Genomic DNA, 26,483 nt, shown 5'->3' with positions numbered 1-26,483 from the left:
CGTCGGACCATTTGATGATCCAGGCAGTCGCCGGCACTGACGCGAGCTCCGACGCGGCATCGACGCCGGCACCGACGCGAGCGCCGGACGAGCCGAGATCGGCCCGTCCGGCGCTCGCGGTGCACGGACCGCGCTATTCCTTGGCGCCGACCGCGTCGATCGGAGCCGGCCGCAGCAGCCGGCGAGCCACCGGGGCCACCGTCAGCGGGGCCAGCAGGAGGGCGGCCGCACTGATCGCCAGGCACAGCTGCACCGGGACGTACGGGGTCGCGGTGTCGAACGAGCCCTTGTTGAACGGCACCAGGGTGGCCAGCGCAACCGACATTCCGAGCCCCAGGCCGATCACACCGACCATGATCGCCTCACGCCGCAGCACCGCTCGAACCTGGCCGTGGGTGCTGCCGATCATCCGCATCAGGCCCAACTCCCGGTTCCGGGCCGCCGTGGTCACCGCCATCGTGTTGATCGCGGCGATCGTCGCGAAGCCCGCGAGGATGACCAACATGATGTAGTTCAGCCACTTGTTCGTCTCTCGGTCCTTGTCCACCTGGGTCGCGTACGCGGCGCGGTCCTGCACCGACGCCCCCGGGTGACGCTGCGTCAGACCGGTCAGCGCCGCGTCCGCGGCCCGCACGTCCGCGCCGGGCGCGAACCGCACCAGCAGCCGCGTGTCCAGCGCCGTCTCCACGTGTCCCGCGACCGCGGCCCGCGGCAGCGTCACGCCGGCGGTGCCCAGTCCGCGATCGTAGATCGCCACCACGACCGGGTCGATCGGAGTACCGTCCCCGAGCCACATCGAAACCGGCTTGCCGACCTTGCCGTGCAGCGCCGACGCCACCTCGCGGTCCAGCGCGACCGCTCCGCCCGCCGGTTGCGGCGCGCCGGGCCGCAGCGCGTCGGTGCTGCCCTCGCGGACACCCAGATCCAGCGTGGTCGCCAGGTCCTGCGCGGTGCCCCCGATGCCCTGCGCGCTCTGCTTCTGCAGGCCGCCGTCCCGCACGACCACGACCGAGGTGTTCAGCACCGACGTCACCGACGCGACGCCGGGCGTGGCGGCCACCCGGGCGGTGGTCTGCGGAACGAAGCCCGGCCCGGCCAGCACCCGGTCGGCGGTGATCGCGTCCCGGGACTGGACGCTCGCATGGTGATCCTCGGCCGCGAACATGAAGCTCAGCGTGGCCGCGAAGGCAACCGCCAGCGCGATCGGGGTGATCGCCGACGCGAGCCGCCGCGAGTTGGCCCGGGCGTTGTCGAACGCGAGTTGTCCGGTGGTGCCGAACAGACTCCCGACCCACCCGAACACCGAGACGCACACGTGCGCCAGGATCGGGCCGAGCAATCCGATCGCGAGCATGAACAGCATGATCACGCCGCCGGCCGCGGCGATCGCGTCGTCACCGGTCGCGTTCAGCGCGATCCGGGTCACCGCGATTCCGCCGCCGAGCGCGCCGAGGCCGAGCACCAGCCGGATCCAGCCGACGAAGACCCGCTCGACAGCGGCGTCGCCCAGGGCCTCGGTCGGCTTGATCTTCGCACTGCGCCGCGCCGCGAGCAGTCCCGCGCCCAGCGCGGTCAGCGTGCCCGCGCCGATCGCCACGACCATCGGGATCCAGCCCACCGACAACGTGACGCCGTGCGCGACGAGCCCCCGGTCGTCCATGGCGGAGAACCACCAGCGGGCCAGCAGCGTGCCGGGCAGCACCCCGACGACGCCCGCCACCAGGGACACCAGACCGGTCTCGGTGGCGATCATCCGGCGGATCTGCCACGGCGTGGCCCCCACCGCGCGCAGCAGCGCGATGTCGCGCCGGCGCTGCCCCACCGACAGCGCGGTGGCACCGGCGACCACGAAGATCGCCACCATGAGCACAATGCCGCCCAGGGTGCCACCGATCGCGGTGAACATCTCCTTGGTGTTCCCGAAGTCTCTGTACTCGGCCGCCCCGCGGTCGTCCCCGGTGGACACCTTGGCACCGGTGCCGGCCAGTGCGGCCCGCACGTCGCCGGCGACCTTGCCGGTGTCCGCGCCGTCCGCCGGAAGCACTCCGATCGCGGTGACCGTGCCGGGATGCCCGGCCAACCGCTGCGCGTCCGTGTCGGACACGTACAGGTGCGCACCTCGGCCCGGCACCACGCCGCTCACCCGCAGCGCGACCTCACCGCCGGGCGTGGTCGCCCGCACGGTGTCGCCGACCTTGGTCGAACCGGCCGCGGCAGCGGTCAACACGACCTCGCCGGCGCCCGGCGCGGTGCCCTCGCGGGTACCGGCCAGCGGCGCCGAGGACCACCCGTGCCCGTCCACCACGGCCCGCTCGGTCTGTGCCGGGAAGGTCAGGTCGGGAATCACCGAGCCCACCCCCGGCACGGCCGCGATCCGCCCGGCGAGCCCGGCGTCGATCCGGGTCCGCTCGGGCAGCGGGGCCGATTCGGTGTACCTGCCCTCCCCCTTGCCCAACCGCTTGCTCACCTTGTCCGGCCCACTGACCAGGAGCGGCGTGTCGGCGTAGCGCTCGGGGGTGGCGTGCGCGCGGATCCCGCTCTCCATGAACACGCCGCACATCGTGACCAGCATCGCGGCGAACAGCAGCGCCACGAACGAGCCCGCGAACGACGCGGGTCGAAAGCGCACCGAGGTGCGCGCGAGACCGTTGGGTCGAAGCAGCGACATCAGGCGGCCCGTCCCTGCCGTGCGTCGACCTGGGAGAGGTCGACCATCCGGGCGGCGATCGCCTCGGGGGTGGGCCGGTACAGCTCGCCCGCGAGGTTGCCCTCGGCCAGGAAGACCACGCGGTCCGCGTAGGAGGCGGCGATCGGGTCGTGGGTGACCATCACGATGGTGGCGCCGGTCTCGTCCACGGCCCGGCGCAGCAGCGAGAGCACCTCCGCGGCGGTGGTGGTGTCCAGCGCGCCGGTGGGCTCGTCCGCGAAGAGCACGTCGGGTCGGGTGACCAGGGCCCGGGCGATCGCCACGCGCTGCTGCTGGCCGCCGGACAGCTGCGCGGGCCGGCGGCCGGTGTGCCGGTCGAGGCCGACCATGGCGAGCACTTCGGCGGCCCGGCGGCGGTCGGCGCGTACGCCCGCCAGCCGCAGGGGCAGCAGCACGTTCTTCTCGACGGTGAGCGAGGGCAGCAGGTTGAACGCCTGGAAGACGAAGCCGAGCCGGGTCCGGCGCAGCCGGGTGAGCTCGTTCTCCTTCATCGCGGTCAGGTCGTCGGTGCCGAGCAACACCCGCCCGCCGTCCGGCCGGTCCAGGCCGGCGGCGCAGTGCAGGAACGTGCTCTTGCCGGAGCCCGAGGGGCCCATCACGGCGGTGAACGTGCCCTTGGGGATCGCCAGGTCGATCCCGCGCAGTGCGTGCACGGCCGACGCGCCCTTGCCGTACGCCTTGGTCACCGCGTCCAGCCGGACCGCGCAATCGACCGACGCGGGCACCGCGTACCGCGGCGAGTTCGCGGCATCCCGCTTCGCCTGTCGTGTACCGCGACCGCCTCGCCCGAACATGGTGCCTCCTGTGACCCGTGATGCCTGCCGAAACCAACAGGTTCGACGCTACGGATCGGGGGCCGTTCGGTACGAGGGTGCGACCACGCGGATCGGGGGTGGGGGCAACCCCACCCCCGGGAGGGGGGTCAGGACGCGGGTGGCGAGGCCCTCCCCACCGCCGGGCGCTCAGGCGACGGGGCGGGCGCTCGGCTTGGCCCGGCCGGGGCCCACTGTCGGCCTCGGTCGATGATGGTGCCGGCCGTTCGAGGCCGGGACGACCCGCGCCGTTTCCGCGCACCACGATCACCCTCCCGGACGGCATCGACAACGCGCTGCAACAGGCCTTCGCCCTGCCGGCGTTGCTCGGCGCCGCCGAGCCGGACTCGCTCCAAGCCGCCCTCGCCGCCCTGTACGCCGCCGCGAACACCCACGGCACCGACCACCGCGGCTTCCTGGACGAGGTCCGCCGTGCCTGGCCCGAGCTCGGTGTCGTACCGCCCGCACCGCAGGTGCCGCCCCCGCCGCCCTTCCCGTTCCCCCCGACCGCCCGAAACGCACCCGGCGACACGGTGCCGGGCGAGCCGGCCTCGGCGGCCGAAGCCCGACCCACGGCTCCGGCGCCCGATCCGAAGGCCCCCACGGCCGCCCCGCCCCGGACCCGCCCTCCAACCACGCCTACCACCGCACCGCGGCTGCCGCCCGGTACGGGTCTCGCGCCGCCGGCGCGGCCGACCCCGGCCCCCGGCTCCCGGCCGCACCCCGACGGCAAAGGAGCCTCGATCGGGAGGGCGGCCCAGGTCATCATCGCCGTGACGTCTTCGGGCCGGCCCGAGGCCGTCGCCGCGGACGGCGTGGCGCGTTTGCCGATCGAGGGCGTCGATTCCGACGGCGACGGCGAACAGGAGCATCCCGACGCCGAATGAACAGGCAAGAGGACCGCGCCTCGCCACCGCCCCATTTGCTGTTCCTGCCCGCCCGCCGGGTCCCTCGCCCCACAAGAGCCCAAAAATAATCGGACGGCGATGTCGAGAACCCGCGTCCGGCTCCGTCCCCGGGGTGAACGCGACCACAAGGGGTCGCACGAGCATCGAGGAGCACCACGATGGCCAAGTACCTGCTGTTGAAGCACTACCGCGGCGCCCCGGCTTCGGTCAACGACGTGCCGATGGACCGGTGGAGCCCGGAGGAGATCTCGGCGCATGTGCAGTACATGAACGACTTCGCGGCCCGGTTGGAGGAGACCGGCGAGTTCGTCGACAGCCGGGCGCTCGCCCCCGAGGGAGCGTGGGTCCGCTACGACGGTGAGGGGCGCCCGCCGGTCACCGACGGACCGTTCGCGGAGACCAAGGACCTCATCGCCGGCTGGATGATCATCGACGTGGGCAGCCACGAGCGCGCCGTCGAGTTGGCCGGGGAGCTGTCGGCCGCCCCCGGGGCGGGCGGCAAGCCGATCCACGAGTGGCTGGAGGTGCGCCCGTTCTACACCGAGCAGCCCACCATCACGGAGTGACGTCACCGATCGACGAGATCCTGCTCAGGAACCTCACCCCGGGCGTGCTCACCGTCCTCGTCCGCCGCGGAGCCGACTTCGCGGCGGACGAGGACGCCGTGCGGGACGCTCCCGGTCGAGGCGCTCCGGGTCCGGGCGGCCGACCGGCGGCGGGGCACAAGTTCCGCGACGCGACACGCGCCGACGCCGCCGCCGCCGACGTGAGGACCGCGTCGACGAGGAGTCGGCACCCGGGCCGGCACCCGGGCAGGGCCCAAGCCTTCAGCCCGCCGAATAGGCCAACGCCGCACAGGCCCTAGCGCCGTACGTTGAAGAACGCCAAGCCCTGCTGCTCCGAGTCCTGTGCCTGGCCGCTCGCTGCCACGATCGCAAGCTGGACACCGACTTTCCTGATCCAATCGTCGTCCGGGATGACAGCCTCTCCGGAGAACGAGCCATCCGCTGCCGCGCGGAACTCGCCGAGCTGCGGATTCATCGGATCCTGGCAGATCACCTGCACGATTTTGCCCGGCTGGAAGCCAGTGCCCATGATCCGGATGGGAGTCCCCGGAGGACCCGAGTTCGGCTCGATGGTGATCTCGGTGTTGGCCAGGGTCGCGGCCGGCGGTTCGCCGTTGTCGTCGTTCACGCTTCCGACGAGCCACGCCACGGCGACGATCGCGGCTACGGCGACCGCGACCAGCATGACCAGCGTAAGTGGCCCCAACTGCTTGACGATGTTCTTGTTGTTGTTGTGGGTGCGTGAACTGTTGTCCACGGCCATGTCACGGCCGGCCATGTACGCCGAGGCGTCATGGTTCAACGAAGCGCGCAGATCCGACCGACCGAGGTCCTCGCCCGGGGACGGAGGTGGTGGCTGCGTCATGACGGGGTCTTCTTGACCGTCATGTCGCGACCGGCCAGATAGGCCTCTCCGTGACCGGAGACGTTGGCGCTCATCCGGATGTTGGTGATGCCGGCGCGTGCGGCGTCCGGCAGCAGCGGAGTCAGCTCTTGATCAAGGACGCGCTGCAACTCGGCCCGCAGCGAAGGGTCCTCGGACAGCAGCCGCCTGAGCTTGCGCTGCCAGTCGCCGATCAGGGCCTCTTCGACCGAACTGTCTCCGACCGCCCGTGCCTCGGTCACCTCGGTGCGGCAGTGCACCAGTTCCGCCTCGATGGCCGGGACCTCTTCGGCATGGCGCTGTCGCCAGAACGCCACCACCGCCTGGCGTGCCTGCTCCCAGGCCTGCGTCGCCATAGCCCCCACCACTGCGGATGCCGCAGCAAGTGTCAACGGATCCACGCGATTTCCCCCCCTCGCGTCCGAATGCCACTACCAAGGGTAGTCCGGAGCGCGGCACTCCGTGCGTGTTCGCGACAATTCATCCGTACGGGTGAAGCAGCCCCGAGTGCGAAACCGGATGCACCTCGGCGGGCGTATCCGCGACACTGCGTGCCATGACGGATCTGTGGACCGGCTCGGCCTACGACCTGCACAGCCACGCCCAACATGCCTGGGGCACGGACGTACTCGCTCGCCTGGAACCACCACTGAACGCGACCGTGTTGGACGCCGGATGCGGCAGCGGCCGCGTGACCGAGGAACTGCTGCGTAGGTTCCCCTCAGCCTCGGTGGTCGCGGTCGATGTCTCGCAGAGCATGGCCGACCAAGCCCACGTCCGACTCGCACCCCACGCGGACCGCGTCGTCCTGCGTCAGGTCGACCTCGAGGCCGGACTCCCCTTTGAAAACCGCTCCTTCGACGCCGTGCTCTCCACCGGAGCCCTGCACTGGGTCCGCGACCACGTCGCTTTCCTCGCCGAGACCGCTCGGGTGCTGCGTCCCGGCGGGCGCCTGGTCGTGCAATGCGGCGGCTACGGCAGCCTGGCCCGAGTCCGCGCCATCCTGGCCGAACTGGGCGTCGACACTGCGGCGCGCAACCACTACGCCACCCCCACATGGCTCTGCCATGGCCGCACATGCCGGCCATCCCCGGCACGGGAAACCCCGATCGCCTCGTCGGGAACGTGGCGGCGGGGGCGATCCGGCTCACGGAGGCGGAGGTGCGGCGGCTCGACGTGCTCGCACGATCCACGGTCACCCACTGTGTTCGAGTTGACACGCAGGGGCATGCGTCGCGTACTGGATATAAGGGACTATCCCCCCGGAGTCCGGTCGGTGGTGCATCCACCGCCTGTCGGGTCCCCCTCCCTTCTCCCCTGGAGCGGCAATGACCGTGCAGCAGCACGCGACGACCCAGACAGTTCTGGTGTACGAGGACGATCCCGGAGCTCCTCTGCAGGAAAATGTGCCGGTTCGGCACCCGGTGCCCCAGCTCGACACACAGCCCTTTCCGACGGCCATCGCCGAGGCCGCGCCGAATCCGGACAGTGCCGGGCCGGGCACGCCGGCTTTCCGCTACTGGGTGGCGGCCGACGCGCTGAGCACGGGTTGCCAGACCTGGGGTCCGTTGGTTCCCACGGGAACTCAGTGGGTCCCGTCGGTGGGACGTGTCCTGACCGTGCATCTCGACGCGGGAGTCGACCTCAACGCCTTCTACGACCGGCGAGGCCTGAAGTTCTTCCACCAGAGGGTGGAAGGAGTGGACGTCTTCTCGGGCCAGAGCCCCGAGATCGTCCGGCACGAGTTGGGCCACGCGATCCTCGACGCCCTGCGCCCCCAGCTGTTCAACGCGGCGATGCACGAGTCCGACGCCCTCCACGAGGCGTTCGGTGACATCAGCGCGCTGCTGACCGCACTCCAGCTGGAGTCGCTGCGGATCACCGTCCTGACCCAGACGCAGGGCCGCCTCGAGCAGTCCTCTCGCGTGTCGCGGCTGGCCGAGCAACTGGGCTGGGCGCTGCGCAAGATCGTTCCGGACGCGGCCGAACCGGACTGCCTGCGCAACATGTCCAACCACTTCTTCTACCGCGACCCGGTGCAGCTGCCGCCGGTCGGACCCGCGAACATGCTCACCAGCGAGTCCCACTCGTTCTCCCGGGTGTTCAGCGGCGCGTTCCTGAAGACCGTCGCGGGGATCTTCCGTCAGCAGGACAGCCAGGACCAGGTCGCTCTGGCCGAGGCGGCCCGGATCGCCGGCCAACTGCTGGTGGACGCCGTCGTGGCCGCGCCCGTGGTGTCCGGCTACTACGCGCAGGTCGCGGGCCACATGATCGCCGCGGACCAGCGTCGCAACGGCGGCAAGTACGGTCCGTCCCTGCGCTCGGCGTTCACCCGCCACGGAATCCTCTCCCTGGGCGCTGCCACGTCCCTCACCGCGACGGAGATGACACGCCAAGGCGCCGCCGTGGCCGAGGCGACGCCGGGCGGTAGTGACGAGGAGGGCCTGACGATGGTCACGGTCCAGGGGATGGCGTACGGCATCAAGGGGCCGCTCACCCTCTACGCCCCCGGGGAGGCCCGCCGGTTCGGCATCGCCGGCTCCGACCCCGCGGGCGGCTCGGTGCGGCCCGCAGACCCCGAGCAGGTCGCCACGTCGTACCTGGAGGACCTCCTCCGCCGCGGTCGGGTCGAGATCCCTGCCGAGCACCGCACCGACGTGGCGGTCGTGGACGACAACCCCACCCGGCTCAAGACCCACGAGATCGCCCGGAGCGAGACCACCGAGGGCCTCGCTCTGGTCCGGCGCTGCTTCGACTGAGAAGTCGACTGAGAAGTCAGCAGCTGAGAAGTCGGCTGAGAAGTCAGCTGAAAAAGCGCAGACGACGGACGGTGAGCCGTCCGTCGTCCTCGCGCTTGACGACGTGCGTCGTCCGAGACGTCGGCTCCTCGCCCTCGAACACCGCCTGGCCCCGTGCCAGCAGATCGCTGACGTACTTCTCGGTCGCCCGGCGCTCGGCCTCGTCGTTCTGCTCGTGCCCGTCCTCGCCCGAGGCCGGGTTCGGGTCATTGTCCGTGCCCATATGTGAACTCCATTCCGTATGTGAACTCCATTCCGTCGGTGTCTACAGCCCGGCGAATGGTCGGTGTCTACAGCCCGGCGAAGGTCAGAGCGGTTGCGGTGACCGAGCCGGCGATCGTGGCGGCGAAATCGGTGTCGTGATCCTGGTCGAGGAGTGTGTCCCCCGGGGTGTGGTACTGCCGGGTGCCGGTCCCGGGCGCGCCGTCGGGGGTGGAGAAGAGGTCCTCGGACACGGCGACGGCCGCCCATCCCCGCTCATGGAAGCTCGCGTGGTCGCTGCGTCCCACTGCCGGGTCGCCGGGGCCCGTGAGGTGCTGGACGGTCACCGCGGGATCGAAGGTCGGCACGGTGCGTGCGACGAGGTCGCCGAGCGCGTCGGAAGCCCCCACGACCGGGCCCGGTACGGAGGATCCCGCGTGGATCTCGACCTTGGGCGTGCTGCCCCGCTGCAGTCCCGCGATCATGTCCATCTGGAAGACCCCGGCGATACGGTCGCCCTCCGCGGCGGCGGCCCGTGCGTAGAACTTGCTGCCGACGAGGCCCTGTTCCTCGGCGTTGAAGAGCACGAAGCGCACGTTGCGGGTCGGCTGCCCGCCGTCCGCGAGCAGGGCGGCCAGACATTCGGCCGCGGCCATCACTCCCGCCGTCCCGCTTCCGTCGTCGTCGGCTCCCGGCGCGGGGTCCACCGCCGGGTCGTAGGGGCGGGGTTCGCCGTTCGCGTCCACGAAGTCACCGCTGGACGCGGTCGAATCCAGGTGGGCCGTGATGAGGACGGTGGAGTCCGCCCCGGCGACCCGGTGCTCGGCTTCCAGGTTGAACAGCTGTCGTCCCTGCCACCGGAACGGGTGCCGTCGGACGTGCAGCCCGAGTTCCCGGAACCGGCGGGCCAGCGCCTCCACGACCCGCGCGTTGTCCTCGGCCGCCGCATCCCTGCTGCGGACCGTCAGTGACTCGCCCTCGACCAGTGGCTGCACGCCGGAGATACGCGCCACATGGCCCCGCAGGGTCTCGGAGGTCACCGTCGCCCGCACCGCGGCGATCGTCTCGGGGGACGGGAGGCCGTTGCCGGACGCCGCGCCGGGCCGGCCCGGGCGCGGGCTTTCGGCCGCTGCGCCGGTGAGCACGTCCGCCTGAGCCTCGCCGGGCCGCGAAAGGAGCGTCGGGTCCGGCAGCAGGCGTTCCGTGTGTCCGGGCTTGGCACCCGGCAGGTGCACCTCCTCGACCGGCGCACCGGCGGGCACGGCGAGATACACACCACCCGGTGCGGGTCCGAGCAGGGCGGCCGGCGGGGCACCCCTCCCGGCCAGGGCGTCGGCGATGAAGCCGTATACGGCCGTGGCGCGCCGCGCCGCCCCGGTCGCCGACCCCGCGGCGTCGGTGGAGTCCGCAAGCGACTCGGCCTTTGTGACCGGACGGTCGTCGCGGATCAGGAAGGCCGCCCTGTCCTCCACCGGTTCGCGCCGGTCCACCGTGAACCCGGCGCGTTCGAGCGCCTCGGCACCGAGAGCGCTCGCCATGACGAGCACGAGCCGGTCCGAGGCCACATGCAGGGGAACCACCTCGGTCGTTTCCGCCGCCGCGGCCAGCTCCGGCAGGCCCCGGCCGTCCGGCAGCCCGATCCGCGCGAAGAGCACGGGACGGTTCTCCACCGCGGCGAGGGCGAACACCGGATGCGGAGCCGTACGCATCCCCGCCTCCCGCGCGAATGCTCTCTCCTGGGCATCCTCGCCCACGAACACACAGTCGTTGGCCGGCGCACCCCCGGTGCTCGCGACCGCCAGATCGAAGGGCCTGCGGCTGTCCTTCACACCCCAGTGCACAAGACTCGCGTCCGTGAAACGGCCGGGGAACGCCTCCTCGAGGGCCGCCGCCGCCCGTTCGGCCGCACCATCGCCCGGCCCGGGGTTGGAGATGATGCCCTTGCGTACGTCACGGAAGGCATCGAGGACGGCGACCACCCGGGGCCGGGGCCTGAGCGTCAGTGAGCCGTCGGGCTCCACGCGGGCATCCGCCAGAGTGGCCCCGATGTCGAAGAAGAGCACGGACATGTGAAGTGCCTCCGAATGTGGGGGGTTCCCTCCTCCGTCCTCTGCCCGCGACTCGTCCGTCCACTGCGCGCGACCCTCCGCCTGTACCCGATCGGCGTAAGTGACGTTTACGTACAGCTTCTCCCGCCAATCACGCTGTCCTCATACCCACGGGGCGGGCAACCCCGCCGGTAGGTGCCGTGAGTGCGATCGTCGGGAGGGCCTCCCGAATTGCGACGTCCGGGTGTGCTGCGCGAGCGCGATTCCGTGCGCCGGCGGCTGTGCCCCGCGTGCGGGTGGGGTCGAATGGGTCTCGCGCGTGGCGATGGCCGCGGGTATCGCCACGATTCCCGGGCGGGGCGGTCGATGACTTTTTGCAGGTGCATTTGCATTCGTGTCACCCGCAGGGGTGGTATTCCTTGTGTGGGCGTCCTCTGGGCGGCCGATTCCCAAAAGGGGCAATTCGCGATCCGGGATGGTTTCCGATCGGGTTTCGTCGTCGAGCGACGTTTTCGCGGCCTGTCATCCGCGTCTTTCGGTCGTTCGGAGGCCGGTTGATGTCCTGATCGCAGGGTGGCGGCCGTCGTTTCGGGCGGCGCGGCGAGCGACTGTGCATTTGCATCTGCAGTGAATCCTTGGCATCCAAGAAATTCTGGCGATAGCTTCCAGACCATCAAATGACCCCGGACGGCGGTCACGGTCCCGGGGTCATCAGGAAGAACGATCAAGGAATCGCGTATGTTTGAGCGATTTATGCGCCATAGGGCTTTCAGCAGGCCTCCGGCGGTTCCCGAATCCACCATTCCGTCCCGCGGCCGACACCCGCACACCGCGCCCGTCCCCGACCGCCGCGGCGGCCTCCAGAGATGGATGTCACCGATCCGTCCGGAAGGAGAAACAAGGAATGGACCCCCGACGGGGCAGCACGACGTGCGGGGCATGCGGCCGACGGTTCCCTCAGCGCAGGACGACGGGCCGCAAACGGCTGTACTGCGACCCGACCTGCCGCCGGCGCGCCCAGAAGACACGCGAGAAGCAACGCGGCCCCGCCACGCCGCTCCGCGCCGCGGGCTCGGAGGAGATCGGCATCGCGGGGATCCTGCGCGAGTTGGCCTGCGCGTTGGAGGAGGCGGAGAAGACCCGCGAACCGCTGCGCGTGCGCCTGGCCTACGCGGACCGCCTGACCGGGGAGACCCAGCGCTACCGCGCCGTCGTCGGCGAGGCCCGCCCCACGGACACCGGGACACGGCCGGCCCCACGCTGGTCCGCGCAACTGGCCGCGCGCCTGGGACACCGATCCCGGCCCGGCGGGGACCACACCGGCGACGGCGGACGCGCGCCGTCCTCGCAGCACGCCGGCGAGCGCCTGGCCGCCGCCCTGCGCGAGCTGCGCCGCACCGCCGGGATCACCGAGGCGGAGTTGGCGTGGCGGGCGGGCATCGGCGAGGCGTTCACCGCGCAGGTCCTGGCCGGCCAAGTGTCGCCGTCGTGGCCGGTGATCGAGACCCTGACCGGGAACCTCGGTGGGGACGCCCGCGAGTTGCGCGCACTGTGGGAGTGCTCGCGCGGCGTCGACCACGCCGGGCGCCGCGACCTGCGGGACCTGGCGCTGCTGTTGTGCGCGATGCTGCGCGGGCTGCGGCTCGCCGCCGGCCGCCCGGACCTCGACCGTCTGGGTGGGGACCCGCTCACCCCCGGGCTCGTCGAACGCGTCCTGGCCGGCCACCTGATCCCGGACCGGGCGACCACCGAGTTGCTCGTGGAACGCCTCGGGGCCCATCCGGACGTGGCCGGCCGGTTGTGGAGGCACGTCCACCACGGCGTCCTGGCCGGGCTCGACGACGCCTTCCCCGCCGGCGGGCTTCCACTCGCCGCACTCGCCGCACTCGCGGCGCCTCCGGTGCCCGACCGCGAAGCCGGCTCCGGACACGACCCCGAGCGCCCGGCCGCGGATGCCCCCTGAGACACACCCCGATCGCCCGCGACCGCGCACGAGAGGACGAGCGCCCATGCCCCCACCCACGCCCCACGGCCCCGGCCGACCGACCCTCACCACCGCGGGAGGTGTCCGCGACCCGCTGGACTTCTCCGCGTTCTGCCTGCTGCACCGGGCGAGGTGGGCGCAGTACGCCCGCCTGCGGGTCGGCGACCGGACCAGGGGCGAGCGGGCCGTGCAGTCCGCGTTCGCCGAACTGGCCACACACTGGGGCGACATCCTGCGCGGCCCCAACCCCACCGCCGGGGCGTGGAGGATCCTGGGCCGGGCCGTCACCCGCTCCCACGCCGCCGGCCCGGACAGCCTCCACGGGGCGCTGCCTCCCTCGCAGGCCGACGCCGTCGTGCTGCACTACCGCCTGGGGATGACCCTGACGGCCACCGCCGACCTGATGGGCACCGACCCGCCCGAGGTCGCGGCCCACCTGGTGCTCGCCGAACGCAGCCTGCCCACCCACGTCGTCCGGACGCTGGAACGCCGCCCCGACACCACGTGAGGGCCCGGAGATCGCGCGGCACGAAGCCGCGCGACCCGTTTCTCCTCTCGGGGCGACCCCTTTCGCGCCCCGAAACACCCGGTGCTCCCCGAACGAGTGCCTGACTCGCGCCGTCCGCCGCCCCTAGCATGGGTCGCGGCGGGCGGCGGCGCCCCCGACGGCGCGAACTCGAGGGGAAACACCATGGGGAGCACGGAGAAACGGGTTTCCGGCCCGACCGGCATCGACGTGGACACACCGAGCGCGGCCCGCATGTACGACTGGTACCTCGGCGGCACCGACAACTACCCCTCCGACCGGGCGGCCTGCGAGGAACTCCTCAAGATCGTCCCCAGCACGAGGGAACTCGCCCGCAACAACCGGGCCTTCCTGCGACGCGTCGTGCGGGTGCTGGCCGGCGAGTACGGGGTGCGGCAGTTCCTCGACCACGGATCGGGCCTGCCGACCCGCGACAACGTCCACCAGGTCGCGCAGGGCATCGACCGCGCGAGTCGGGTCGTCTACATCGACAACGACCCCATCGTCCTGGCGCACGGCCGCATGCTCCTCGAGGAGAACGACGAGACCGCCGTCGTCCAGGCCGACATGACCGACACCGCGGGCATCTTCGACCACGACGAGGTCAAGCGCCTGATCAAGCTCGACGAGCCGGTCGCCGCGCTGTTCGTGTCCGTCCTGCACTGCATCCCCGACGAGGCCGACCCCGCCGCGATGATCCGCCGCGTGGCCGAATGCCTTCCCGCGGGCAGCTTCATGGTCATCTGCCAGCTCGTCAGCGAACACGAGCACATCCGCGACGGCGTCAGCGACTTCATGGCCGAGGCGACCGGCGGCAACTGGGGCCGGGTTCGCGAGGAGGCCCAGGTCCGCGAGTACTTCACCGGGATGACCATCCTGGAACCGGACCTGGTCGAGGTTTCCACCTGGCGTCCCGACTCGCAGGTCGCACCACGCCAGGAGACCGACGAGTGGATCGAGTTCGGCGGCCTCGCCCGCATCCCCTGACCGACAGCGCCGGAAGGAACGGCCGCGGGCACCTCAGGCGTTCGCGGCCGCGGTGAAACGCCGCTCGGCCTCACGCAACATCCCCCGGCTCGACGCACGCGTCTCCGCCACGTGCCACAGGCCCAACAGGACCTCGCGGTAGGCGTCGATGTCGACGCGCTTGTTCAGGTACAACGCGCTGTTGACCTGCTCCAGGTAGATCATCTCCGTCGGCCCGCCGGGCGCGAACTTCAGATACGTCATCGGTGACGGGGGCGTGATGCTCGCGGACTTGTCGAACCGCACCACCCGGATGTTGATCCGATCGCGCGAGGACTCCTCCAACAGGTGCCGCATCTGCGCGGCCATCACCGCCGGGCCCCCGACCGGACGATGCAGGACTCCCTCGTCCAGCAGCGCCGTCAGATCCGGGTGCCGCTCGTCCTCGAGCAACGCCTGCCGTTGGCGGCGCAGTTCGATCCTGCGCGCGACCTCTTCCTCCTCGGCCCGCGGCAGGGCGGTGTGCACCAGCGCCCGGATGTAGTCCGGCACCTGCAACAGGCCCGGGACCACGTGCACCTCGTACGTGTGGATCTCTATCGCCGAGTCCTCCAGGCTGATCAACCTGGTCAACCATCCCGGGGTGACATCGCTGTACCGGTTCCACCAGGACGGTTCCAGAGCCCTGGTCAGCATGGCGTCGATCTCGGCCCGGAATCCCTCGTCGTGCATCCCGTACAGGTCCAGGAGGTCGAAGACGTCCCGCGGCCGGGGCGGGCTCTCACCGCGCTCCAGCCGGCTGATCTTGGACATGGACGCGCGGATGTGCCCGGCCGCGTTCTTGAGGCCCATCTTCCTGTCCAGGCGCAACTTGCGAAGCGTCGCCCCGAGGACCTTCATGGCCGCAGCCGGATTGCTCTGCTGGGTCAACGGGGTCACGGGCCCGATAGAGGACGCGCGGGCCAGACGGTCGGCGGACATGCGGGCTCCCGGGATGGGCGTGTCGACGCGCGCCAGTATCCCAAGAGGAAACCCGCCTGTCCGCCGCTTCGACAACGGCCCGACGGCGAATCAGTCGATCAGGCACTCGAATTCGCCGCGCGCGGCACCGGTGACGAACGCGACGATCCCAGCTCCGGGATACACCAACACCGGCCCTTCCGGGACCTTGGAATCGCGGACCGCCACAAGGCCTCCCGGAAGCGCGGCCAACTCCACACAGTTGCCTTCCGCCGTGCTCGAGCTGCTCTTGACCCACGTCGCGAACCCGAGCGAGCCCGCAGGATCACCGCTTCCGAAAAGCTCCATCGTCACCCTCCGCGCTCCCGTCCGACCACGCCCCTCGGGACGCGGCGACGGACACCGACAGACCTCATGCAAATCCACATGCATTTGCACGAGGCGGACCGACGGAAAGCCTAGCCACACGAAACCGACCGCGAAGTCCCCCGAAAGAGTGCTCCGAACACGCTCCCGTGAGGCCGCGCGGCGCCCGCAGCCTCCGCCGTACCGGCGAATCCGGTCGCCCCGGCATCGGCCGCGCTCCCCACACTCGACCTCCGGTGGGGTGTTGTTGACCGGGACGGCCCTGGGCGCTGTGGACGACGTGCGCGCCGGTCAGGGGCTGTCGGTCCGGCGTGGGCGGTTGAGGATGATGTCGCCGGCGTGGGCGCGGACCTGTGCTCTGGTGCGGTGGCCGTGGTCGGCGGCGAGGAAGTGCTGCCCGATGGCGACGCAGAAGGCCATCAGGCTGCGGGCCTCGACCTCGTCCGGGTCGGGGCAGAAGCTGCCGATCTTCTCGCGCAGCAGCGCCATGCGCCGGTTGTCCACGCGCCGCAGCCGTTCGGCGACCGCTTCGTCGCGTCGGGCCCAGTCGCGGATGGCCAGGTCGAGGGGCAGCAGGCGGTCGTCGGAGAAGGTCAGCGCACCCGCGCGCTGGATCTTGCTCTTCGGGTCGCCGCCTTCCCGTTCGACACGGTCGATCACCTCGTCGATGCTCTCCCGCTCCCAGGTGTCCAGCATCACCTCCAGCAGGGCGTCGCGGTCGGCGAAGTACCCGTAGAACCCGCCCTTGGTGACGCCGAGCCGCTTGGCCAGCACCTCGATGCGGACGGCGTCCGGACCGCCGGCGGCCAGGGCCCGCAGCCCTTCCTCGACCCACCTGTCACGCGGTGTGCGCGGCGTGCCCATTATGTGTCCCACCTCACTTTCATGCTGGATGTACGGAACCGTATGAACCGGCTAACCTCATCTTATACGCCACCGTATATCCGAACGGAGACGGCGATGCCAGCCGCTTGCGTCACATTCCACCATCCGCGGTCCGAGCCCCCGAGGCGGTCCTGCCGATGAAGCTCCCCGACGCCGCGTACACCGATCAGCCGTGGCGCATCCACGAACTCACCCGCGACTTCCGGGTGGAGGACGTCTGGGTGTTCCGCACGCCCGGCGCCGGGCCGGACGACTTTCCCACCATGCTCGCCGCGATGCGCGCGGCCGGCGGACCCGCGAAGCAGACCGCGCCGGTCCGGTTCCTGTTCGCGGCGCGCTGGAAACTCGGCGCCCTGCTCGGCTGGGACAAGCCGAAGACCGGTATCGCGGCACGGGTTCCGTCCCTGCGCGACCGCCTGCCCGCCGACCTGCGCGAAGCCCCGGGCCCCGAGTCCGAGCAGGTCCCCCTCACCCCCGTGTACGAACTCGACACCGAGTGTGCCCGCGAGCTGGCGAACAAGACCGTCCACACGGTCATGCACCTCGGATGGGTGCCGGCCGCGAGCGGCGACCACGAGCTGCGCATGACGGTCCTGGTGAAACCCAACGGGACGTTCGGACGGCTGTACATGGCCGGCATCGCGCCGTTCCGCTACCGCATCGTCTACCCGGCACTGACCCGGCAATGGGAGCGCGCCTGGCGGGAACACGGCCGGCCGGGTCAGGAAGGAGGCGACCCGGGCCGCGAGGAGTGCGGCCCAGTGGCCGTCGTCGACGGTGCTGTGGGCAGACACAACGTCCCCCCGTCGTTTCACGCCCTCACCTCGATGCCGGACTTCGACTACGTCGACGTGTTCACCCTCGCCGCGGCTGCGGGCCCGGACACCGGATCGGACGCGGACGCGGACAAGGAGGCCGCGGTCGCCACGCCCGAGCAGTGGGCCCGGGCGATGTTCGGCGACGTCCCCAGCGCCGCGGGACGGCTGATCTGGCGCGGTCTGCTCGGGCTGCGGCTGAGCCGCGGGCAGTCGCCGGACACCGTGGCCGGCTGGCGCATCGCCGAACGCGGCGAGGGCTGGATCCGGTTGGAGGCGACGTCCTGGTTCCTCACCGGCAACCTCGTCGTCCGCACGGCCGACGGGCGGGTCTCGCTGGCCACGTTCCTGCGTTACGAGCGAACCCTGGGTCGGCTGGTCTGGCCCCCGCTGTCCGCCGTTCACCGCCGCCTTGCCCCCGGACTCCTCCGCGACGCCGCGGTGAAGGTCCGCTGACGCGACGGCGCGGCCGTCGACCGCGTTGCGGCGGCGATGCCGTACGCCCGGGCGCCGCGCTCTGGCCCGCCTACGCCAGGACCGTGACGCTGCTGCGGTATCTGTCGGAGCCGCAGCTTCGAGAGCAGATCACCGCGGTCACCAATCGGACCGACTGGATCTCGCCGTGACGCTCGCGGTGGGCGGGGACTGCCTCTCCGGCGTCGGTGTCCTGCGCGAACAGCCCGACGTGTTCGGCCCCGTGGCGTCCGATCCGAGTGCTGTTGCGGCCCGGGAACGCCGGGTCGAACACCGCGAGCGATCACATCGAGGTCACCCGACAGGCCCTCGCGCAAGTCCCGAAACGACACCGGCGGGGCCGGAACACCCTGATACGGACGGATTCGGCGGGCGGCACCCACGAGTTCCTCGCGTGGCTGTCCCGGCCGGGCCGGTGGCTGTCCTACTCGGTCGGGTTCACGATCACCAAACGGATCCACGCGGCGATCCTGCGTGTTCCCGAGGCGGCGTGGACGCCGGCGTACGACGCCGACGGCCGCCCTCGTGAGGGCGCGTGGGTCGCGGAGGTCACCGACATGCTCGACTCGTCCGGGTGGCCGAAGGGCATGCGGGTGATCGTGCGCAAGGAACGCCCGCACCCCGGCGCGCAGTTGCGGATCACCGACGCCGACGGCAACCGCTGCGTCTGCTTCGTCACGAACACCGCCGGCGGGCAACTCGTGGACCTCGAACTCCGCCGGCGCCGACGCGCCCGCGCCGAGGACCGCATCCGCCAGGCGAAGGCGACCGGCCTGCGGAACCTGCCCCTGCACGGCCTCGCACAAAACCGGATCTGGTGCGAACTCGTCGCCCTCGCCTGCGAGTTGATCGCCTGGACGCAGACGCTCGCCCTGACCGGCGAAGCAAGGCGGTGGGAGATCAAGAAGCTCCGCTTCCGCCTGTTCTCGGTCGCCGCACGCCTGGTCCGGACCGGCCGACGGATCGTGGTCCGCCTGCCCGAACAATGGCCCTGGACCGGGCACGTCCTCGACGGCATCGACAGACTCGGCCGGATCGCCGCACCCACCTGACGCCCGAGCCCCCGTCCCGACGAACCGCGACACACCTCCGGAGACGTGGAACCCGGCGCCCACCCGATGCGACAATCGGGCCACCACACCCGAAAATCGAATCAACACCTCCCGACCAGCGGAAACGGGTCGTCAGCAAGCTGACGACCCGTCACGAAAGATCGAGGCTAGCTTGGCGTGCGGGCGACGAGCTTTTTCCGCTGCGGGTCTACACTCAGCTTCCCGCAGATATCCAGGAGGCTGCCTTCCCGGTATTCATGCGGAACCTCCAACTCGACGGCCGTGTGCTCCGGACTGACCGGCAGAGGACGGGGAAATACCTGCTGAGGAACGACGCCTCGGTAGTCTTCAGTCTCCACCGGGGCCGCCGCAAGGATGCGGCCATCCTCGTCGTGAACGATATGCAGTCTCATTGCGTCACCCTCGTGGCAGTCAACCGCACCAGACCGCCACCCCCTGAGATCATGGTTACGACGACGTCGGTGGAATTGTTCAGGTTGTTGTCATGGTTGGCCGAGACGCGCTCCAAGACGGTCGTGTCGTTTGCCTGAAAGGGCCGAGCCGCGAAGCCCCAGTACCAGTCCCTGTCGCCCCACGGAACGTTCCAAGCCACGGTTCCGGGGGCTTGGAACACCGGTTGTGCCCAGAAGTACGAAAGCGTTCCCATATGGAACAGGCTATCACCGTATGTGTTCGATCGAATTCAGGCTCGCCGCGTGTTGTCGTCCGGATGTCTTCTCGTGCCGGGAGGATAACCCGTGGCGCTATTCCGAAGGTCATGGCCGGCAGGTCGTGACCGATGTGATTATGCGACGGCCCATACCTGGAGCATCTCGTCGACGCGGCCGACGGCTCCTACGCGAGCCGCCGCGGGTGCCGAAGAAGACACCGGCCGGTTCGCCGTCGACCACGCACATCGCGTCGCGGAGCACGGACGGATAGAAGTGTTCCTGGGGCAGCCCCTTGGTCAGGCCCTCCCACGTACGGGAACGACTGCTGCGACTACTCTCCCCACGGATGGCGAGGGGCGTCCGAGCGGGCCCTGGCGCGTTCACGCGCACTCGACCCGGCGGGCGACCTCGCCCGCTGGGCGGCCGCGGTCGAAAGACTCGCCACCTGATCGCGGGTCCGGCCGCGCGGTGTGGCGCGAGCAGTACCCGGGTCGGGACCGCCCGCCGTTGTGGGTTTCGATGAGGCGGGCGGAGAATCGGTTGTCGCCCTTGGCTGCGCCTTCTTGGGTGGGGAGACCGGGTATTCGTCGTACTCGCGTCCGTCGACCATCTCCGGGATCGTGCACGCGATCCGCCGGCGTCGTGGATACGCGCGGTTTGCGCGAGAGCTGTAGGCATGCAAAGGCCCACGCACGCCTCCGAGTCGCTGCGCATAGGCTGCCGAGGGCCAGGCCACGACCGAGCCCGAGTCAGCGACGCCCGGAGTTCGGCCTACGACATGATGGGGGCGGACATGACCGAGACGCGTGGACGGACACCGCGTACGGAACCCGACAAGACGTCGCCCGAGGCCCTGATCGCGTCGCTCGACGACGCGAACGCCCGGCTCTTCGTGCGGCTGCTCGGCCGTCCCGACGGCCACGACATGCTCTACCGCATCAGCGGGACGGTCCACAACCACGTGCCCGGTGACGTTCACGGCAAGGTCTTTCCGCACGGTCGGGTGCTGTTCGGTGTCGAGGGCTACAACATCCGCCGGCTGATCCACCCGCCGGGCACCGACGACCTGCACATGGTCTCGCGCGAGATCGTCTTCTACACCGACCCACAGGCCGGCACCGTCCTTACGGAGTGGACGAATCCTTTGGACGGACACACTCGTCCCCTCCCACCGATCGCCAACGACCGCGTCCAACTGTCGTATCGCATCCGTGACGGCGCCCTGTACGCGTTGTATGGCCCCGCCGAGGTTCCACTCGCCGCCTCCGTCGCCCCGCGGCAGGTCCATCGCAACCTGGTGTGGACCCTGGACGTGCCTCCCGTTTACCGCCTGGCCGACCGCTACGGCATCGACGACGACTTCGGCCTCTCGAACTCGACCTACGCGTCGTGGGAGTTGTTCGACTTCCTGGTGCACGAGGACGACGCCCGGGAGTACTCCGTCACGGGTGCCGACGCCCGGAGGGGGGCGATGCCCGTCACCAACTGCTGGAGCCGGATCTGCCCGTACGTGCCGGCGATGGGGATCGCGGAAAGCGAGACGCCGGGCAACCTCGTCTACCACGCGCGGGCTTGGACACTGGACGGCTTCGACGCGCTCGAGCCGTGGCTGGCCGACCTCGTACGCACGCACCATCCGCTGTACACGAGCGCCCCCGACGCCCCCGGCACCGGACCCAACACCACCACCTGGACCGCGTTCCACGCCGGGGAACTCGCCCCACGCGGCCTCACCTGGCGCGAATGGCGCAACGCGACTCACTGACCCGCCCACTCACTCACCCGCTGTGACGGAGTTCGGCCAATGCCTACTCGGCGGCCATCGGCTCCGGGCCTCAGGAGCGGAGTTCCGCGGCGCCCCGATGCCGCAGCGCGGGTCGCCCGACGGTTCACCCCCGCCCGTTCCGTCGGGCCACCACCGGCGAGACCCGGAACGTGACGGCGCCCGCGACCGCTCCGGAGCGGTCGCGGGCGCCGTCGGGGGTCAGCGCGTGACCGCTGTGGCCGGCGCGCGCTTCGGGAACTTGCTCAGGCGGTCGCCCTTGTCCTTCGGCGCCGTCAGTGACGGGGCCTGTGGTGCGGTGCGCTGGGACTTGGCGTCGCCGCCGACGCCGAGCGCGCTCTCCGTGTCGGTGAAGACACGGTCGCTCAGCGCCATGGTGCCGCCGTAGAGGAGTGCGTTGTTGAGCGTCGAGCGGTTGGTGGCGATCCACGCCGCCACCCGCGAGTCGAGCTCGTCGCCGTTGCTCAGCAGCACCGGCGCCCCGATCAGGCCGGACAGCGCGCTGCCCGCCATCGCGTCGTGGTACGTGTTCATCGTCGCGATGCTCGCGTTGCCCGGCGTTTCGAGCCAGCTCGCCACCGCGAGCGAGGTGTCGATCGCGTCGTCGCCGGCGAACGTGTAGAACTCGCGGTTGTAGTGGTAGGCCAGCGCGTCCTCGGCCGGCGTGCCCACCGTGACCAGTTCCGAGCCCGGGTGTTGGTCGAGGTAGTCGCGCACCGAGTCGGGCAGGTTGGATCCGTCGGTGAGGACGACGACGCTGCCGTCGAGGGAGGCCGAGGCACCCGCCGCCAGCGCGTCGTAGTACTCGCGACCGGTGGCCAGGAAGATGTACTTCGGGCTGGTGTTGGCCGCGTTCGCGATGTTGATCGCGGTCTCGTACTGCGACGCGCCACCGATCCGGACGACGTTGTAGCCGAGCGCCTCGACCCGGTTCTCGACGTTCTCGGAGAGCGCGAGCTCGCCACCGAGGATGTAGACCGACTTGCCCTGCGGCAGGACGCGCTTGAGCTCCTCCTCCGCCTCCGGGCTCAGCGACCGGGTCTCGGTGAGCAGCAGCGGTGCCTTCTTGGCGACGGCCAGCGGCGCGGCCACCAGGCCGTCACCGAAGTGGTCGACGCGGGTCAGCACGACGGCCTCGGCCTCGCCGTCGTTGTAGGACGCCTGCGAGACCGCGGCCGAGGTGGCGACGGCGTTCCAGCCCGACAGCCGCAGAACCGAGCCGGCGTCGGCGGCGCCGGCCGGGGAGGAGAGAGCGACCGTACCCAGCGCGACAGAGGCGGCGGAAACGATCGCGGTGATCAGACGACGTGGCTTCATAAAGCCCGACCTTCTCTTGGAAGAATAACGAAGAAGTGCATGCCGACCGATGGCGATCCGGACAAGATCCGGACGAAGACGTGTCAGGGTGGAGTGCCGACGGACACTCTGAAACATTTATCGGTTATATCGATGCAGAGCTCGTGCCGTGCTCGCCGATACGCGCAGTTTGCGCGTCGGATGATTCCCCCACACCTCGGGCTGAATTTCCGAATCGTCCCCAAACGTCCGGATGCCGGTAGGCGAGATCAACTTAACCCGTCGCGGAGTTGAAAGCCAAGTCAATTCCTGTGTGGTGTGGCGCATTCCACTCGCAGGTCCCCCCACCTGGCGTTTCCGCCCTTCTCGTCCCTCTGTTCCGCATTCGTTCGGTGCCGGTTTCGGACCCGCCTCGCACGTGTTTTGTACTCGCGCGGCTTTTCCTCCGTTATTCGCGAAGCCGTCGGCCGGACCCGGTGGTACGGCCGGGAATCGAGGACCCGCCCACCCCGGCGACCGCCGGAGCGACGAGCCGACCGGAAAACGCCGCATAGGCGGACATCAGGGCGCGGAGTCGGGTTCGATTGCGCGTCGGGTCGTGAATATCGCCGTCCGTCGACAACCCGGGACATCGATTTGCGCCGAAAAAGGGCCGGTCGGCCGCCGCGCCGGCATCGAGTATGTCCACACGGAAGGAGCTTTGTCCTTTCGGCGCCCGATCTTTGGTGACTGCCAATCCCGTGTCCGTGCACCTTGTCGAGCCGCGTAGCGGGCGCGTCTCGTACACACCCGGCCGAAGGTTTGACCTCGCTCGCCGTCACCGGCCGCCCGGCCAACCCCCGACACCGCGAGCGGCCCCTGCAGAGTGGAGGCCCCCAGCCGTTCCTTCACCCACGCGCGCCGCGCCCGCCTGCGCCGGTGGGCCCCGGACGCCAGGCCGCCCGCCGGACGCCTCGTCGCCAGGCCGTGTCCGTCGCCCCGGGGGACGTTTCGACACCCACCTCACGCCCTCCGACAGCGCGTCGGGTATGCCGCCCCGTCGGCGTGCTCGACTATGCGATGGGGAAATCGAAATACGTGTCCGGATACGGTTCGTCGGTCAGCGTGTAATGCCACCACTCGCAGTCGTATGCGCTGAAACCGCAGGCCTCCATGAGGGTGCGGAGGTGCCGGCGGTTTCTCGCTTCGGCCGGCGTGATCCCTTGTGCTCCGTGATGCGAGATGGAATCCATCAAGTCATGGCCGCCGCCCATGGGGAGGATCTCATGGGAAGCCAGATCGTAGAGCGTGAGGTCAACGGTGCTGCCCCGGCTGTGACCCGACTTGGCGGCCACATATCCCTGCTCGAACATCTCGGCCCGGCCGATGTTCGGATAGTGCCGCGCCTTCGTGCGGCCGTCCTCCGGCTGCTTTGACCAGCGTACGAAGCAGTCGACGGCGCGCTGCGGGCGATAACCGTCCCAGAGGAGCAGGCCGAAGCCCAGGGATTCGGCCTGCTCGCGCGCTCGTTCCAGTCCTTCGCACAGCGCCCTGGTGCCGACGATCCGATTGGCCAGATATCCGTCCACGGGCTTGCCGGTGAAGTTGTCCCAGGTGGCGTACTTGGCGTCCCAGCGCATTCCGGCTGTTCCGGACGCAAGTTCGTCCACGAATACGAAGTCGTCCTTCATCGGCTCTTCCCCGTCAAGGCCAAGGACAGGATTCGGTCGAGCACTTCACCGAGCGGTATGCCTGCGGCCGCCATCATGCGGGGATAGCGGCTGTACGAGGTCATGCCGGGGAATGTGTTCACCTCGTTGAGGACCACCGCTCCGTCCTCCTTGAGGAACAGGTCCACCCGTGCGAGACCGCTGCAACCCAAGGCGCGGTATACGGCCATGGCGGTCTCCTGGACGAGCAGGCGTGACTCCGCGAGAATGTCGGCCGGAACGATCGCCGTCGAGTTGTCGGAACCGGTTTCCGGCGCATCCTCCTGATGGATCCGGAAGAAGCCGTGGGAGAGGGCGATCCGGTCCACCTCGCCCGCCATCAGGTCGAGTTCGTTCCCCAGGATGGCGCAGCCGATCTCGCTGCCGACGACGGCCTCTTCGATCAGCACCTTCGCGTCATATTGCCGCGCGGTCTCCACCGCGCTCTGCAGTTCTTCTGCCCGGGACACCTTGGTGACGCCGAAAGAGGAGCCCGAACGCGCCGGCTTCACGAAGACCGGATAGGTGAGCAGGCCGGGATCGATGTTCTGGTCTGCCGCGATGATCCGGAAATTCGGCGTGGCGATTCCCTCGCTTGCGGCGACGGTGTAGGCAAGGGATTTGTCCATGCACAGTGCGGAACTCTGCACATCGCAGCCCACATAGGGGATACCGGAGAGCTCGAGCAGCCCCTGCATCGCACCGTCCTCGCCGTGCTTGCCGTGCAGCACGGGCAGTACGACGTCCAGGGGGATCGTCTCGTACCGCCCCAGCGCCTGCCCCTCTTCCTGGACGAGCAGTCCGTGCACGGTGCTGTCCGGCGACAGCGCGGCCGGACGGCAGTTTCCGTTCTCCCAGTCCGCGTCGGGGCCGTCGCAGAGCTTCCAGGCGCCGTCCTTCGTGATGCCGATATAGAACGGTTCGTACTTCTCGGCGTCGAGGTTCCGGGCGACCTCTTGTGCGGACTTGATGGAGATGGGGTGCTCTTCGGAACGTCCGCCGAATATGATGCCGACCTTCAGCTTATCCATGCTGGTTCCCGCTTTCGAATTTCAGGCAGTTGGTGAGGGAGTTTTCGACCGTGTCACGCAGGGCGTGGTCCGTGTAGTAGGCGGTGTGCGGGCTGATGAGCACATTCGGCAGCTCTTGCAGCCGCAGCAGTGGCTTGCTTTTCATGGGCCTGATTCGGTAGTCGGCGTAGAAGATGCCTTCCTCGCCCTCGACGACATCCAATGCCGCGCCGCCGAGCCTGCCGCTTTCCAGTGCCGATGCAAGGGCCTCGGTGTCGATGAGTGCCCCTCGTCCGGTATTGACGATCAGCGCGCCCTGTTTCATCTGCTCGATACGCTGCCGGTTCAGCAGATGATGCGTATCCGGGTTGAGCGGTGCGTGGAGCGTGACCAGGTCGCTCTGCTGCAGCAAATCGTCGAGAGGAACGTATTCGGCGGGGGTTTTGGGGCGATTGTCGTGGGCGAGTATGCGGCAACCGAAACCGCGCAGCCTGTCCGTGACCGCAGCGCCGATGCGTCCTGTGCCGATCACGCCGACGGTCAGATCGCGCAGTTCCTTGCCGCGCACTTCGTTCAGCCGGTAATCGTGAACATCCGCGCGCCGGATGATGGATTTCGCGTTGCGTACCGCCATCAGTATCAGCATCAGCGTGAAGTCGGCCACGCTGTCCGGCGAGTAGCTGACGTTCTCCACCGTGATGTCGATGCCGGCCGCGTATTCCACATCGATGTGGTTGCACCCGATGCTCCGGGTGGAGATATACGTCACGCCGACTTGGCCAAGCGCAAGAAGAGTGGTGTTGGCGATGGGAGTCTTGTGGCCGACACTGATGGATCGGCTTCCGGCTGCCAGCTCGATATTCGCTTCGGATACCGGTGCGTCCGTAATGGTTGGCGTCATACCGAAGCGAGGCGTCAGCTCTCGGAACAAGACGGCCTCATCGGGGCCGCACCCATAGACGGTGATGCGGGGTGGTTCGCTGTAGGTCATACGTACAGTCAAGGCGTCGTGGTGTTGCCGGAACGTATGTGGATTTCGATATGCCGGCGATACACCGCGGCGCATTGACTGGTGGCATGACTT

General features: G+C 69.9%; 22 protein-coding genes and 4 pseudogenes. 11 read left to right on the top strand and 15 right to left on the bottom strand.

The features are described 5' to 3' along the window. Window positions 1-133: 133 nt before the first annotated feature. Both OG928_RS34235 and OG928_RS34230 read right to left on the bottom strand, forming a co-directional pair. Entirely contained in the window at window positions 134-2,668 is a 2,535-nt protein-coding gene (locus tag OG928_RS34235; protein ID WP_331765887.1) for an FtsX-like permease family protein, read from the bottom strand. Further along, window positions 2,668-3,501, bottom strand: coding sequence for an ABC transporter ATP-binding protein (locus tag OG928_RS34230; protein ID WP_331765886.1), 834 nt, complete (start codon window positions 3,499-3,501; stop codon window positions 2,668-2,670). Before OG928_RS34230 ends, OG928_RS34235 begins: the two co-directional genes overlap by 1 nt. A 341-nt stretch (window positions 3,502-3,842) precedes the next feature. Here OG928_RS34230 and OG928_RS34225 point away from each other — a divergent pair, with 341 nt between their 5' ends. From OG928_RS34225 to OG928_RS34215, 3 genes and pseudogenes are all read left to right on the top strand, one after another. Further along, window positions 3,843-4,406: a hypothetical protein gene (locus OG928_RS34225; protein ID WP_331765885.1), complete on the top strand. Its 564-nt coding sequence runs from the start codon at window positions 3,843-3,845 to the stop codon at window positions 4,404-4,406. Between the two features lie 179 nt (window positions 4,407-4,585). Continuing rightward, window positions 4,586-4,993, top strand: coding sequence for a YciI family protein (locus OG928_RS34220; RefSeq protein WP_331765884.1), 408 nt, complete (start codon window positions 4,586-4,588; stop codon window positions 4,991-4,993). An 8-nt stretch (window positions 4,994-5,001) separates the two neighbouring features. Next, window positions 5,002-5,255: pseudogene (locus tag OG928_RS34215) on the top strand (RNA polymerase subunit sigma-24); the annotation flags it as partial. A 33-nt stretch (window positions 5,256-5,288) separates the two neighbouring features. On the opposite strand, the gene OG928_RS34210 reads toward OG928_RS34215, so the two are convergent. Beyond that, a complete protein-coding gene (locus tag OG928_RS34210) occupies window positions 5,289-5,795 on the bottom strand; it encodes a hypothetical protein (protein ID WP_406291426.1) in 507 nt (168 codons plus the stop codon). A gap of 59 nt (window positions 5,796-5,854) precedes the next feature. Further along, window positions 5,855-6,232 carry a hypothetical protein gene (locus OG928_RS34205; RefSeq protein ID WP_331765882.1) on the bottom strand — a complete coding sequence of 126 codons (378 nt, stop codon included), beginning with the start codon at window positions 6,230-6,232 and terminating at the stop codon, window positions 5,855-5,857. A 200-nt stretch (window positions 6,233-6,432) separates the two neighbouring features. On the opposite strand from OG928_RS34205, the pseudogene OG928_RS34200 reads away from it, so the two are divergent. Together OG928_RS34200 and OG928_RS34195 are read left to right on the top strand one after the other, a co-directional pair. After that, window positions 6,433-6,783: pseudogene (locus OG928_RS34200) on the top strand (class I SAM-dependent methyltransferase); the annotation flags it as partial. A gap of 421 nt (window positions 6,784-7,204) precedes the next feature. Continuing rightward, window positions 7,205-8,635, top strand: a complete 1,431-nt coding sequence (locus OG928_RS34195; RefSeq protein ID WP_331765880.1) for a hypothetical protein — start codon at window positions 7,205-7,207, stop codon at window positions 8,633-8,635. A gap of 43 nt (window positions 8,636-8,678) precedes the next feature. On the opposite strand, the gene OG928_RS34190 is transcribed toward OG928_RS34195, so the two are convergent. Next, window positions 8,679-8,897: a hypothetical protein gene (locus OG928_RS34190; protein WP_331765879.1), complete on the bottom strand. Its 219-nt coding sequence runs from the start codon at window positions 8,895-8,897 to the stop codon at window positions 8,679-8,681. Between the two features lie 67 nt (window positions 8,898-8,964). Beyond that, window positions 8,965-10,944: a M20/M25/M40 family metallo-hydrolase gene (locus OG928_RS34185; RefSeq protein WP_331765878.1), complete on the bottom strand. Its 1,980-nt coding sequence runs from the start codon at window positions 10,942-10,944 to the stop codon at window positions 8,965-8,967. Between the two features lie 883 nt (window positions 10,945-11,827). Between OG928_RS34185 and OG928_RS34180 the strand changes: the two genes are divergently transcribed. The 3 genes from OG928_RS34180 to OG928_RS34170 all read left to right on the top strand — a co-directional run bounded on the left by OG928_RS34180 (window position 11,828) and on the right by OG928_RS34170 (window position 14,420). After that, window positions 11,828-12,886 carry a helix-turn-helix domain-containing protein gene (locus tag OG928_RS34180; RefSeq protein WP_331765877.1) on the top strand — a complete coding sequence of 353 codons (1,059 nt, stop codon included), beginning with the start codon at window positions 11,828-11,830 and terminating at the stop codon, window positions 12,884-12,886. A gap of 46 nt (window positions 12,887-12,932) precedes the next feature. After that, the gene (locus OG928_RS34175) at window positions 12,933-13,415 is read left to right on the top strand and encodes a sigma factor-like helix-turn-helix DNA-binding protein (RefSeq protein ID WP_331765876.1); all 483 of its coding nucleotides are present in this window, start codon (window positions 12,933-12,935) and stop codon (window positions 13,413-13,415) included. Window positions 13,416-13,598: 183 nt separating this feature from the next. Beyond that, window positions 13,599-14,420 (top strand): SAM-dependent methyltransferase, encoded by an 822-nt coding sequence (locus OG928_RS34170; protein ID WP_331765875.1) that lies wholly within the window; start codon window positions 13,599-13,601, stop codon window positions 14,418-14,420. Between the two features lie 33 nt (window positions 14,421-14,453). Here OG928_RS34170 and OG928_RS34165 read toward each other — a convergent pair whose 3' ends face one another. From OG928_RS34165 to OG928_RS34155, 3 genes are all read right to left on the bottom strand, one after another. Next, window positions 14,454-15,380 carry a helix-turn-helix transcriptional regulator gene (locus OG928_RS34165; RefSeq protein WP_331765874.1) on the bottom strand — a complete coding sequence of 309 codons (927 nt, stop codon included), beginning with the start codon at window positions 15,378-15,380 and terminating at the stop codon, window positions 14,454-14,456. A gap of 90 nt (window positions 15,381-15,470) precedes the next feature. Further along, window positions 15,471-15,707, bottom strand: a complete 237-nt coding sequence (locus OG928_RS34160) for a DUF397 domain-containing protein (RefSeq protein ID WP_331765873.1) — start codon at window positions 15,705-15,707, stop codon at window positions 15,471-15,473. A gap of 309 nt (window positions 15,708-16,016) precedes the next feature. Continuing rightward, complete coding sequence (locus OG928_RS34155; protein ID WP_331765872.1) at window positions 16,017-16,589, bottom strand: TetR/AcrR family transcriptional regulator; 573 nt, start codon at window positions 16,587-16,589, stop codon at window positions 16,017-16,019. Window positions 16,590-16,747: 158 nt separating this feature from the next. Here OG928_RS34155 and OG928_RS34150 point away from each other — a divergent pair. After that, window positions 16,748-17,317 (top strand): annotated as a pseudogene (locus OG928_RS34150) (DUF2867 domain-containing protein); the annotation flags it as partial. 812 nt (window positions 17,318-18,129) lie between these two features. Further along, window positions 18,130-18,951, top strand: a pseudogene (locus OG928_RS34145) (IS1380 family transposase); the annotation flags it as partial. A gap of 167 nt (window positions 18,952-19,118) precedes the next feature. On the opposite strand, the gene OG928_RS34140 reads toward OG928_RS34145, so the two are convergent. Both OG928_RS34140 and OG928_RS34135 read right to left on the bottom strand, forming a co-directional pair. After that, window positions 19,119-19,364, bottom strand: coding sequence for a hypothetical protein (locus tag OG928_RS34140; protein WP_331765871.1), 246 nt, complete (start codon window positions 19,362-19,364; stop codon window positions 19,119-19,121). Beyond that, window positions 19,361-19,618: a hypothetical protein gene (locus OG928_RS34135; RefSeq protein ID WP_406291420.1), complete on the bottom strand. Its 258-nt coding sequence runs from the start codon at window positions 19,616-19,618 to the stop codon at window positions 19,361-19,363. Before OG928_RS34135 ends, OG928_RS34140 begins: the two co-directional genes overlap by 4 nt. 797 nt (window positions 19,619-20,415) lie before the next feature. Between OG928_RS34135 and OG928_RS34130 the strand changes: the two genes are divergently transcribed. Beyond that, the gene (locus OG928_RS34130) at window positions 20,416-21,387 is read left to right on the top strand and encodes a DUF1838 family protein (RefSeq protein ID WP_331765870.1); all 972 of its coding nucleotides are present in this window, start codon (window positions 20,416-20,418) and stop codon (window positions 21,385-21,387) included. Window positions 21,388-21,606: 219 nt separating this feature from the next. On the opposite strand, the gene OG928_RS34125 is transcribed toward OG928_RS34130, so the two are convergent. The 4 genes from OG928_RS34125 to OG928_RS34110 form a co-directional block, all read right to left on the bottom strand. Beyond that, on the bottom strand, window positions 21,607-22,722 hold the full coding sequence (locus tag OG928_RS34125) for a cell wall-binding repeat-containing protein (protein ID WP_331765869.1): 1,116 nt from the start codon (window positions 22,720-22,722) through the stop codon (window positions 21,607-21,609). 1,031 nt (window positions 22,723-23,753) lie between these two features. Then, window positions 23,754-24,371 (bottom strand): D-Ala-D-Ala dipeptidase VanX, encoded by a 618-nt coding sequence (vanX, locus tag OG928_RS34120; RefSeq protein ID WP_331765868.1) that lies wholly within the window; start codon window positions 24,369-24,371, stop codon window positions 23,754-23,756. Next, window positions 24,368-25,420: a D-alanine--(R)-lactate ligase gene (vanA, locus tag OG928_RS34115; RefSeq protein ID WP_331765867.1), complete on the bottom strand. Its 1,053-nt coding sequence runs from the start codon at window positions 25,418-25,420 to the stop codon at window positions 24,368-24,370. The genes vanX and vanA overlap by 4 nt, the downstream gene beginning before the upstream one ends. Further along, window positions 25,413-26,390 (bottom strand): D-isomer specific 2-hydroxyacid dehydrogenase family protein, encoded by a 978-nt coding sequence (locus OG928_RS34110; RefSeq protein WP_331765866.1) that lies wholly within the window; start codon window positions 26,388-26,390, stop codon window positions 25,413-25,415. Before OG928_RS34110 ends, vanA begins: the two co-directional genes overlap by 8 nt. Window positions 26,391-26,483 lie beyond the last annotated feature (93 nt).

The organism is Embleya sp. NBC_00896 (assembly GCF_045207785.1).
Lineage (GTDB): Bacteria > Actinomycetota > Actinomycetes > Streptomycetales > Streptomycetaceae > Embleya.
Note: the sequence above shows the minus strand (reverse complement) of the source record. Positions and strands in the feature narration are given on the sequence as shown.